This window comes from Pseudomonas sp. 2995-1, from assembly GCF_002742505.1.
Lineage (GTDB): Bacteria > Pseudomonadota > Gammaproteobacteria > Pseudomonadales > Pseudomonadaceae > Aquipseudomonas > Aquipseudomonas sivasensis.
In genome coordinates, this window is sequence record NZ_LJSA01000196.1 from 125386 (window position 1) to 136737 (window position 11352).

The 11352-nt window shown below is 58.7% G+C and carries 7 protein-coding genes and 1 pseudogene; 5 read left to right on the top strand and 3 right to left on the bottom strand.

Annotation, left to right across the window (positions count from 1 at the left end; genetic code table 11):
* Nucleotides 1-7 precede the first annotated feature (7 nt).
* Both AOA61_RS01755 and AOA61_RS01760 read left to right on the top strand, forming a co-directional pair.
* Nucleotides 8-1207 (top strand): HlyD family efflux transporter periplasmic adaptor subunit, encoded by a 1200-nt coding sequence (locus AOA61_RS01755; protein ID WP_032889802.1) that lies wholly within the window; start codon nt 8-10, stop codon nt 1205-1207.
* Nucleotides 1207-2736, top strand: coding sequence for a DHA2 family efflux MFS transporter permease subunit (locus AOA61_RS01760; protein ID WP_032889801.1), 1530 nt, complete (start codon nt 1207-1209; stop codon nt 2734-2736). Before AOA61_RS01755 ends, AOA61_RS01760 begins: the two co-directional genes overlap by 1 nt.
* A gap of 155 nt (nt 2737-2891) precedes the next feature.
* Here AOA61_RS01760 and lpxH read toward each other — a convergent pair whose 3' ends face one another.
* Nucleotides 2892-3641, bottom strand: coding sequence for a UDP-2,3-diacylglucosamine diphosphatase (lpxH, locus tag AOA61_RS01765; RefSeq protein ID WP_032889799.1), 750 nt, complete (start codon nt 3639-3641; stop codon nt 2892-2894).
* On the bottom strand, nt 3638-4141 hold the full coding sequence (locus AOA61_RS01770; protein WP_032889796.1) for a peptidylprolyl isomerase: 504 nt from the start codon (nt 4139-4141) through the stop codon (nt 3638-3640). The genes lpxH and AOA61_RS01770 overlap by 4 nt, the downstream gene beginning before the upstream one ends.
* A gap of 259 nt (nt 4142-4400) precedes the next feature.
* Between AOA61_RS01770 and AOA61_RS01775 the strand changes: the two genes are divergently transcribed.
* Together AOA61_RS01775 and cysS are read left to right on the top strand one after the other, a co-directional pair.
* The gene (locus AOA61_RS01775) at nt 4401-6101 is read left to right on the top strand and encodes a glutamine--tRNA ligase/YqeY domain fusion protein (protein ID WP_032889794.1); all 1701 of its coding nucleotides are present in this window, start codon (nt 4401-4403) and stop codon (nt 6099-6101) included.
* Between the two features lie 20 nt (nt 6102-6121).
* Complete coding sequence (gene cysS / locus AOA61_RS01780; RefSeq protein ID WP_032889792.1) at nt 6122-7510, top strand: cysteine--tRNA ligase; 1389 nt, start codon at nt 6122-6124, stop codon at nt 7508-7510.
* A gap of 373 nt (nt 7511-7883) precedes the next feature.
* Here the strand turns inward: cysS and AOA61_RS01785 are convergent.
* A pseudogene (locus AOA61_RS01785) lies at nt 7884-8061 on the bottom strand (monovalent cation/H(+) antiporter subunit G).
* A 229-nt stretch (nt 8062-8290) separates the two neighbouring features.
* On the opposite strand from AOA61_RS01785, the gene AOA61_RS01790 reads away from it, so the two are divergent.
* On the top strand, nt 8291-11224 hold the full coding sequence (locus AOA61_RS01790; protein WP_099600992.1) for a M64 family metallopeptidase: 2934 nt from the start codon (nt 8291-8293) through the stop codon (nt 11222-11224).
* Nucleotides 11225-11352: the final 128 nt, after the last annotated feature.

Sequence of the window (11352 nt, forward strand, 5' to 3'; positions counted from 1 at the left end):
ATTTGTCATGGCCACTGCCGAAAACACTAACGCTACAGAACAACCCAAAGACAACAACCCGCGCAAACGCAAAGTCATGCTGATCGGCCTTGCGCTGATCGTCATCCTCAGCGTCCTCGGCGTATGGGCCTGGCACGAATTCTACGGGCGCTTCAACGAGAGCACCGACGACGCTTATGTGAACGGCAACGTGGTGGAAATCACCCCGCTGGTCACCGGCACCGTGGTGAGCATCGGCGCGGACGATGGCGACTTGGTCCACGAAGGCCAGGTGCTGGTCAACTTCGACCCGAATGACGCCGCCGTCGGCCTGCAAAGTGCCCAGGCCAACCTGGCGCGTACCGTGCGCCAGGTGCGTGGCTTGTACAGCAACGTTGATGGCATGAAAGCCCAGGTCAACGCGCAGAAAGCCGATGTGCAGACCGCTCAGGACAACTACAACCGTCGTAAGACCCTGGCCCAGGGCGGGGCGATTTCTTTGGAGGAACTGTCCCATGCCCGTGACAGCCTGACGGCCGCCAAGAACGCCCTGACCAACCTTGAGCAGCAGCTCAAAACCAGCAACGCCCTGGTGGATGACACGGTGATCTCGTCCCATCCGGACGTGCAAGCTGCCGCCGCGCAATTGCGTCAGGCCTACCTGACCAATGCGCGCAGCACCCTGATCGCGCCGGTCACCGGCTATGTCGCCAAGCGCTCCGTGCAACTGGGCCAGCGCGTGCAGCCGGGTACCGCATTGATGGCCGTGATCCCGCTGAACCAACTGTGGATCGACGCCAACTTCAAGGAAACCCAACTGCGCGACATGCGCATTGGTCAACCGGTGGACATCGAGTCGGATATCTATGGCAGTGATGTGAAATACAGCGGCACCGTCGACAGCCTCGGCGCCGGCACCGGCAGCGCGTTCGCCCTGTTGCCGGCGCAGAACGCCACCGGTAACTGGATCAAGATCGTGCAGCGAGTACCGGTGCGCATCCATATCAATGCCGAAGAGTTGGCCAAGCACCCACTGCGCGTTGGCTTGAGCACCGTGGTGAATGTGGACCTGCACGACCAGAGCGGTCCCGTGCTGGCGCAACAGCCGCCACAAAAGGCCTCTTTCACCACCAACGTGTATGACCGCCAATTGGCCGAAGCCGATGCCATGATCACCCAGTTGATCCATGACAACAGCGTCGCCGCTCCCAAGGCTGTGCAACGCTGATGAGCAATAACGCCTCGTTCACGCCACCCAGCCTGTTGATGGCCACCATTGGCCTGTCGCTGGCGACTTTTATGCAGGTGCTCGACACCACCATCGCCAACGTGGCGTTGCCGACCATTTCCGGCAACCTGGGCGTGAGTTCGGAGCAGGGCACCTGGGTGATCACCTCGTTTGCGGTGAGCAACGCCATCGCCTTGCCGCTCACCGGTTGGTTGAGCCGACGCTTTGGCGAGGTGAAGCTGTTTCTGTGGGCGACCATTCTGTTTGTGCTGGCATCGTTCCTGTGCGGGATTTCCACTTCGATGCCCGAGCTGATCGGCTTTCGGGTACTGCAAGGCTTGGTGGCGGGGCCGTTGTACCCGATGACCCAAACCTTGTTAATTGCGGTCTACCCGCCGGCGAAGCGCGGCATGGCCCTCGCGTTACTGGCGATGGTCACGGTGGTCGCGCCGATTGCCGGGCCAATCCTCGGCGGCTGGATCACCGACAGCTACAGCTGGCCGTGGATCTTCTTTATCAACGTCCCCATCGGCATCTTTGCGGTGATGGTGGTGCGTGCGCAGCTGAAGAAGCGACCTGTGGTCACCAGTTATCAGCCGATGGATTACGTCGGGTTGTTAAGCCTGATCGTGGGGGTCGGCGCCTTGCAGATCATCCTCGACAAGGGCAATGACCTGGATTGGTTCGAATCCAACTTCATCATCATCGGCGCGGCGATTTCGGCGATTGCCCTGGCAGTGTTCGTCATCTGGGAACTGACCGATAAGCACCCAGTGGTCAACCTGCGGCTGTTCGCCTACCGTAACTTCCGCATCGGCACCATCGTGTTGATCCTCGGTTACGCGGGCTTCTTTGGCATCAACCTGATCCTGCCACAATGGCTGCAAACCCAGATGGGCTACACCGCCACCTGGGCCGGCCTGGCGGTGGCACCGATCGGGATTCTGCCGGTGCTGATGTCGCCGTTCGTGGGCAAGTACGCGCACAAGTTCGACCTGCGTCTGCTGGCGGGCCTGGCGTTCCTGGCGATTGGCTTGAGCTGCTTCATGCGCGCAGGCTTTACCAATGAAGTGGACTTCACCCACATCGCCCTTGTGCAGTTGTTCATGGGGATTGGTGTTGCACTGTTCTTTATGCCGACCCTGAGCATCTTGATGTCCGACCTGCCACCGCACCAGATTGCCGACGGCGCGGGCCTGGCAACCTTCCTGCGTACGTTAGGCGGCAGTTTTGCGGCGTCGCTGACCACCTGGATCTGGATTCGCCGGGCGGACCAGCACCATGCGTACATGAGCGAGAACATGACCACCTATGACGCGGCCACGCGCAATGCGCTGGATGCGTTGGGTGGGGCAGGGCACAAGGCCTATGCGCAGTTGGACCAGATCCTCACCAGCCAGGCGTACATGATGTCCACCGTGGATTACTTCACGTTGTTGGGGTGGATGTTCATGGGATTGATGCTGCTGGTGTGGCTGGCGAAGCCGCCGTTTGGCGCCAAGGCAGGGCCGGAAGCAAGCGGCCACTGATACACACGGACTGGAATGCAATCAAATGTGGGAGGGGGCTTGCCCCCGATAGCGGTGGGTCAGCCAAAAAATGCTGACGGATCCACAGCCATCGGGGGCAAGCCCCCTTCCACATTTTGATCTCTTTTCACATTGGATCAGTGGTGTTTGAGGTCTCAGGCGCCAGGCAATGCCAGCTGCGGATTCACAAAATCAAACGCCGCCAACTGAAACCCTTGCTCATCCACCTGCAACGCCCAACCCTGCTTGTCCCAATCCCCCAGCACAATGCGCTTGGCCGCCTGCTCGCCAATCTGCAGCTTGTGGATCGCCGGGCGGTGGGTATGGCCGTGGACCAGGGTGCGCACGCCGAACTGCTGCATCACCCGCGGCACTTCCTCGGGGGTTACATCGACAATGTCGTTGGCCTTCATGCGCGTCTGCGCCCGGCTCTCACTGCGCAGCTTGCGCGCCAGCTTGTGGCGGGTGCGCAAGGGCAAGTGACGCAGGATAAACAGCACAATCGGGTTACGCAGGATGCGCCGCAGCTTCATATAACCCACGTCGCGGGTGCAGAGGCTGTCGCCGTGCATCAACAGCACGGGTTCGCCATACAACTGCACGACACTCGGGTCCTTGAGCAAGGTCGCGCCTGCTGCTTTGCAGAACGCCTTGCCGATCAGGAAATCGCGGTTGCCATGCATGATAAAAATCGGGGTACCGCTGTCGCTCAGCTCGCGCAGGGCTGCGCAAATCGAACGTTGAAAGGGGGTCATCCCATCGTCGCCAATCCAGGCTTCGAAGAAGTCCCCCAGAATGTACAACGCCTGGGCGCCACGGGCGCGGCCGTGGAGCAGATCCAGAAACGCCCGGGTGATGTCCGGGCGCTCCTCTTCCAGATGCAAATCTGAAATCAGCAATATCACCCAACGATCTCGGCTTTCTCGACGATTACGTCTTCTGCTGGAACGTCCTGGTGACCGGCTTTGGACGTGGTGGACACGCCTTTGATCTTGTCGACAACGTCCTGGCCTTCGGTGACTTTACCGAACACGGCGTAGCCCCAACCCTGCACGTTCTTGCCGCTGTGGTTCAGGAAGGCGTTATCGGCCACGTTGATGAAGAACTGCGCGGAGGCCGAATGCGGCTCCATGGTACGGGCCATGGCGACGGTGTACTTGTCGTTGGAAAGGCCGTTGTCCGCTTCGTTCTGGATGCTTGGGCGCTTGTCTTTCTTCTCTTTCATGCCTGGCTCGAAACCGCCGCCCTGGATCATGAAGTTACCAATGACACGGTGGAAAACGGTGTTTTCGTAGTGGCCAGCGTTCACGTACTCGATGAAGTTGGCGACGGTGATCGGCGCTTTCTCGGCGTTCAGCTCGATGACGATCTCGCCGTGGTTGGTGGTCAGTTTGACTTGAGTCATGTTCACTACTCTTTCAGGAAATTCGTGGGTTTGAGCGCCTTGGCGCCTTACCGGTTTGGCTAAACTGCGGCCAAGGCGCGCAGTTTAGCGTGCCTTGCAGGAATTTCGAGGTGGTTTTTTACCGCGCCCGTCATAAAAGCAGCAATAAATGCAGCAGTTTTTGACCGCGCTCTGTCAGCAGCTTGACAGCATCAGCTATGATACGGCCTTTGTTTTATCTGGCCCCAACCGGCCACGAACCTGTCTGTTCAAGGATCCTATGAGCAAGCCCACTGTCGACACTACCTCGAATTCCAAGGCCGGACCTGCCGTCCCGGTCAATTTCCTGCGCCCGATCATCCAGGCGGACCTGGATTCGGGCAAGCACACGCAGATCGTCACCCGCTTCCCGCCAGAGCCCAACGGCTACCTGCACATTGGTCACGCTAAGTCGATCTGTGTGAACTTCGGCCTGGCCCAGGAGTTCGGTGGCGTCACGCACCTGCGTTTCGACGACACCAACCCGGCCAAGGAAGACCAGGAATACATCGACGCCATTGAAAGCGACATCAAGTGGCTGGGCTTCGAATGGTCCGGTGAAGTGCGCTATGCCTCCAAGTACTTCGACCAGTTGTTCGACTGGGCCGTCGAGCTGATCAAGGCCGGCAAGGCCTACGTCGACGACCTGACCCCGGAGCAGGCCAAGGAATACCGTGGCACGCTGACCGAGCCGGGCAAGAACAGCCCGTTCCGCGACCGTTCCGTGGAAGAGAACCTCGACTGGTTCGCCCGCATGCGCGCCGGTGAGTTCCCGGACGGCGCCCGCGTACTGCGCGCCAAGATCGACATGGCTTCGCCGAACATGAACCTGCGCGACCCGATCATGTACCGCATCCGCCATGCCCACCACCACCAGACCGGTGACAAGTGGTGCATCTACCCGAACTACGACTTCACCCACGGTCAGTCGGACGCCATCGAAGGCATCACCCACTCCATCTGCACCCTGGAGTTCGAAAGCCATCGTCCGCTGTACGAGTGGTTCCTGGACAGCCTGCCGGTTCCGGCGCACCCGCGTCAGTACGAATTCAGCCGCCTGAACCTGAACTACACCATCACCAGCAAGCGTAAACTCAAGCAACTGGTCGATGAGAAGCACGTGTTTGGTTGGGATGACCCGCGCATGTCGACCCTGTCGGGCTTCCGCCGTCGCGGCTACACCCCGGCGTCGATCCGCAATTTCTGCGACATGGTCGGCACCAACCGTTCCGATGGCGTGGTTGACTTCGGCATGCTCGAATTCAGCATCCGTCAGGACCTCGACGCGAATGCTCCGCGCGCCATGTGCGTTTTGCGTCCGTTGAAAGTCGTGATCACCAACTATCCGGAAGACAAGGTCGATCACCTCGAACTGCCGCGTCATCCGCAGAACGAAGCACTCGGCGTGCGCAAGCTGCCATTCGCCCGTGAAATCTACATCGACCGCGATGACTTCATGGAAGAGCCGCCAAAAGGCTACAAGCGCCTGGAACCGAACGGCGAAGTGCGCCTGCGCGGCAGCTACGTGATCCGCGCCGACGAAGCAATCAAGGACGCCGATGGCAACATCGTTGAGCTGCGTTGCTCCTACGACCCGGAAACCCTCGGCAAGAACCCTGAAGGCCGCAAGGTCAAAGGCGTGATCCACTGGGTGCCGGCTGCGGCCAGCATCGAGTGCGAAGTGCGTCTGTACGATCGCCTGTTCCGCTCGCCGAACCCTGAGAAGGCCGAAGACAGCGCCAGTTTCCTCGACAACATCAACCCTGATTCCCTGCAAGTACTCACTGGTTGTCGTGCTGAGCCATCGCTTGGCGACGCACAGCCGGAAGACCGTTTCCAGTTCGAGCGCGAAGGTTACTTCTGCGCGGATATCAAGGACTCGAAACCAGGCGCTCCGGTATTCAACCGTACCGTGACCTTGCGTGATTCGTGGGGCCAGTGATTCTGTTTTAAGGAACTGTCGTGCTAACGATCTACAACACACTCAGCAAGACCAAAGAAGTCTTCAAGCCGCTGGATGGCAACAAGGTGCGCATGTACGTGTGCGGCATGACCGTGTACGACTACTGCCACATCGGCCACGGCCGCAGCATGGTTGCCTTCGACCTGGTGACCCGCTGGTTGCGTTTCAGCGGCTATGACTTGACCTATGTGCGCAACATCACTGACATCGACGACAAGATCATCAACCGCGCCAATGAAAACGGTGAGTCGTTCGACGCGCTGACCGAGCGCATGATCGCCGCGATGCATGAGGACGAGGCTCGCCTCAACATCCTCAAGCCGGACATGGAGCCGCGCGCCACGGACCACATCCCTGGCATGCACGCCATGATCCAGACCCTGATCGACAAGGGTTATGCCTACGCCCCCGGCAATGGCGACGTGTACTACCGCGTCGCCAAGTTCATGGGCTACGGCAAGCTGTCGCGCAAGAAGATCGAAGACCTGCGCATCGGTGCGCGTATCGAAGTCGACGAAGCCAAGCAGGATCCGCTGGACTTCGTGCTGTGGAAAGGCACCAAGCCCGGCGAGCCGAGCTGGGAATCCCCATGGGGCGCCGGGCGTCCGGGCTGGCACATCGAATGCTCGGTGATGTCCACCTGCTGCCTGGGCGAGACCTTCGACATTCATGGCGGCGGCAGCGACCTTGAGTTCCCGCACCACGAAAACGAAATCGCCCAGAGCGAAGCCGCCACCGGCAAGACCTACGCTAATGCCTGGATGCACTGCGGCATGATCCGCATCAATGGCGAGAAGATGTCCAAGTCCTTGAACAACTTCTTCACCATTCGCGACGTGCTGGAAAAGTACCACCCGGAAGTAGTGCGTTACCTGTTGGTGTCCAGCCACTACCGCAGCGCCATCAACTACTCGGAAGACAACCTCAAGGACGCCAAGGGCGCCCTGGAGCGGTTCTACCACGCGTTGAAAGGTCTGCCCGCCGTTGCACCGGCTGGCGGCGAAGCGTTCGTGGCACGGTTCACCGAAGTCATGAACGACGACTTCGGCACACCCGAAGCCTGCGCGGTGCTGTTCGAAATGGTGCGTGAAATCAACCGCCTGCGCGAGAGCGATCTCGACGCAGCGGCTGGCCTGGCTGCTCGCTTGAAAGAGCTGGCCAGCGTGCTGGGCGTATTGCAGATGGAAGCCGATGACTTCCTGCAAGCCGGCGCCGAAGGGCGCGTGGATGCGGCTGAGGTTGATGCGCTGATCCAGGCGCGTCTGGCGGCTCGCGCAGGCAAGGACTGGGCGGAATCCGACCGTATCCGTGACCAACTGACCGCGATGGGCGTGGTGTTGGAAGACGGGAAGGGCGGGACGACGTGGCGGTTGGCTGATCAGGCCTGATTGGCAAACGCTGGATGAAAAACGCCCCGACTGGTTCGGGGCGTTTTTTTTGCACACCGTTTGAGTGAGCGGCTCACACGATCGAGTGTGGGAGGGACGGTGTGAGGATTCGACATGCCCCCGATAGCACTGTGTCAGCCAACATACCTGCCAACAGTGCCGCCGCCTTCGAAGCCTCGCTAAAGCTCGACATCTCCCACAGGGGGCTGTGTCCATGAGGTCTACAGCTGACTGCTTTCCACCTGGCAACAGCGATCAAGTGTGGGAGGGGGCTTGCCCCCGATTGCGGTGAGTCTGCAACAGATGAACTGACTGAATCACTGCGATCGGGGGCAAGCCCCCTCCCACATTTTTACCGTGTTCGCCTCAGAGCTCAGCGGCGCCTGCTGACTTCAGCGGGCACGTCATCACCGGCCATGCGCTTACGAAACAGCGCCGTACGTGCCAGCAGCACACCAGGTCCCCAATGTCGAGGCGAGGGCAGGCGGCTGCATGTGCTGGAAGACGTCCTTCATGCGCAACAACCCGGTCGCACCGATCAGCGCAAACACGCTGCCGTGGAGTGGCTGGCAGGTGTTCACTATGTGCCGACTGGTGTACCGAATGAAGGCTAATTGCAGTTGCCGGGTTTGACTCGCGGCAATGTGCCTGAGTCACCTTTCTTGACAAACATCAATTTATGATCCTGACTTAAATCAGAGAACGTTAGCGTAGTGTGCGGCGAAACAGTTTTATCTCTTAAAGAATTTTGATCTCCTCACCGGTACGAAGGATATTGGAATGAATAAGATATTAACTGTATTGGCGCTACTGGTGTGGATGCCGATCTCCCAAGCTCAAAGTGTGTGGATGCAACTGCAAAGTCAGCACGATGCGCTAGATGTTGCTGAAGTTTCCCTCGGTAATTACAAGGTGCCTCCGGCGATTTTGGCGGAACATGCCGATGTTGAGCGGGGATGGAAAGTTATTACTGTGGACGTCAATGGCAATACGCTTTATAGCAGCACCATTAATGACAGTCGTTATCGTCGCGGCGAAGTTTTTAATGAGATAACAGGTGCAATATCAAGTGTCAGTGCGGAATCTGCTGTAGAAGGCACTGAAGAAGTATTACTTCCTTACGACAGCCAAGTGTCCAGGATCAAGATCTTTCGTATTGACCTCAAGGCGGTTGACTCACTTGATGGTGCAGCGATGCGCAAGCCGTTACTGGAACTCGATCGCCAGGCCATCGAACGCTTGGCGAAGCGAGCACCTTTGCGTGGTGTCCTAGGCGATATCGACAGCGACAAGGTGGTCATGCTTAATCCGGACGGTAGCACCCAGAGAAAGCCGCTGGTGTTTGCAATTGTCGGCGATGGTTATGCCCAAGACGATATGCAGGCCTTTCGTGACGATACCCAGGCCGCTATCGATATTATTATGGGCGATACTGTGTTCGATGCGATTAAAGATAAAGTGGGTTTTTTACGCTTTGACCATGTTTCGCCGGTGTCGGGTGAGCCGGATACTAAGAATATTGAAGCGATCATGCGGCACAGTAATCAACTGGGGCATGGCATCTATGACGTTTCGATTAAACTTTCAAAGTTTACATACCACCAGGTCGGCGTCGGCGGTCTCGCCAGTACCAATAAGATTTATATCTTTAAACCGTCTGCCAATACGCCGCTGGCCATCACCTCGATTCCCCATGAAATCGGTCATGCGTTGTTCAGGTTGGCGGATGAATATGCGTCCTATGACGCTGGCGAGACGTGCTTCGATGTCGAGCCTGCGGCGCCGAATATCACCCGTCAGACTGACAGGGAAAAAATCAAGTGGGGCGATCTGATCAGTCCGCAAACGCCTTTGCCAACCGAAGAAAATGCGGTTGAAGCTGGCACGTTAGGCCTTTACACCATCCACAAAGACTGTACGTACGGCCCCGCACCCCAAGGGATCATGGGCGGTGGACGTTATGGTGTGAAGGGGCACGAGGCTGGTTGGGGGGCGGTCAACGAGCGGCAGATTCGCGGATTGCTGCATGCGTACCTGGGTAACGACGTGCCGCTTGTTTTTGCCCCGTCAGTTGTCATGAAGATAAAAACCGGGGAGAAACGTGAGCCCATAGCGTCTTCTTACCGCAACAGTCGTGCTCCCCTGATGGTGGAGGCGGGATCGACGAGTGTGCCCAATGCAGGCGCAGCGCCGTTTACGTATCGTTGGAAGATCCCTGTTGAACTCAATCCGCAGGTCAACGGGCGTTACGCGATGATTGAGGCCCCAGCGGCGCCGCAATTCATGGAGTACCCGGTCGAGGTGCAGATTACTGACGGCAAGATGGCGAACACCCGGAGTGAGACGCTGAAAGTCCTTCCCTCCGTGCGGATCAAAGGGGAAATCATTGGCGCCTCTTCCGCTAACGGAGGGACCTGGGTGGAATTGACGGCCGACATCTCCCACGAAGGTGCAGAGGGCCCCGAATTTCAATATCGCTGGACCGTGCCGGACGGATGGACCCAGCCCATCGGCGTGACTCAGAAGAGTTTGCGCATCGTTGCCCCCACGCCCTCTGTCAGTACGCCCTTTACGTTCAGTGTCAGTGTCACGCCGCTGATGAAGTTACCGGGCACCGAGAACGATCCTTATCCTGAAAAAATCAGCCTTCCGGCCGATACCGTGACACTGGAGACCTCCGTTGTCGTCAGGCGCAGACAACCCGTAGACACTGACCCCTATGCCAAAATCCAGGGGCCCTCGTCGATAAAAAGCGCTCAAACCTTTCAGTTGGATGGGTCCAGTTCAGAGATCCCCCATTCGTCGATCAAGATGACATATCGGTGGAATGCCGCTGATTTTGAGCCATCCAGTTCATCCGCAGTGGCGCCTGATTTCAAAGCGCCTGAGAAAGCGGGCAGTTTCCCGGTATCGCTGACGGTGACCAACAGCGAGAACCGCAGTAATACCGTCACGCGCAGCATTCAGGTCGAGTCCGATGAGCCCACGCCCGAACCCGACAGGGTAGAGGGGCCGCAGACGCTGATGTCCGGTGAGGTGGCTGTCTTTACCGCCGTCGTCAATGATCTGCGGGATGTTCGCGGCTATAGCTGGGCGTTTTCGCCGGCGTTTGCTTACCAGAATGTGAGCGCCCCGAATATCGTGGCGAAGGCGCCCGAGGTCACGCAAAGTACGACCGGCAGGGTTACGGTGCTGGTTTACCGCACCGGTTCCCCCAATCCGACTTCACTGTCCAAGGACGTCGTGATAGAGCCCAAGCCAGTGGATAGCCCTGCACCGCAGGCGATAATCAGCGGTCCGATTTCCGTGGAGGCAGGCAAGACGCTGACTCTGTCGGGCGCGGGGTCGAGCGGCGGCAACCTGCGTTATGCATGGATGGCAAATGAGTTTTCGCCGGCGTCTTCCTCCGGGATCGGCCCGATCCTTACCGCGCCTGCCACGGCTGGCCCACGCACCATCAACCTCATGGTGACCGATGCCGACAATCGCAGCGCCAGTGCAAGTCATACGGTTAACGTCACAGCCCAACAAGCCGGTAACTGCGCGCCGGCCTGGGTGGCGAGCAAGGCCTACGCGACGCCCAACGAGAAGGTGTCCTATGACGGTTACAACTACGAGGTCGCCCACTGGACGCAGAATAATCGGCCTGACCTGAACTTTGTATTGAGCGGTTCAGCCAAGCCGTGGCGGCGCTTGAGTCCTTGCACGCCCTGAGGCGGGCGGACCTTCAATCACTGTTGGAGCGAAGTTTGCTCGCGAAAACCTGAGTGCGCCACGATTCAGCATGAGGTGCTGCGTTATCGTTGACGAGCTTCGCGAGCTAGCGCTGATAAAGTGCCGGA

Bases quoted from the DNA above. Each gene is read 5' to 3' on its own strand.
- AOA61_RS01755 (WP_032889802.1), top strand. From the start codon at position 8: ATGGCCACTGCCGAAAACACTAACGCTACAGAACAACCCAAAGACAAC.
- AOA61_RS01760 (WP_032889801.1), top strand. From the start codon at position 1,207: ATGAGCAATAACGCCTCGTTCACGCCACCCAGCCTGTTGATGGCCACC.
- AOA61_RS01770 (WP_032889796.1), bottom strand. From the start codon at position 4,141: ATGACTCAAGTCAAACTGACCACCAACCACGGCGAGATCGTCATCGAG.
- AOA61_RS01775 (WP_032889794.1), top strand. From the start codon at position 4,401: ATGAGCAAGCCCACTGTCGACACTACCTCGAATTCCAAGGCCGGACCT.
- AOA61_RS01790 (WP_099600992.1), top strand. From the start codon at position 8,291: ATGAATAAGATATTAACTGTATTGGCGCTACTGGTGTGGATGCCGATC.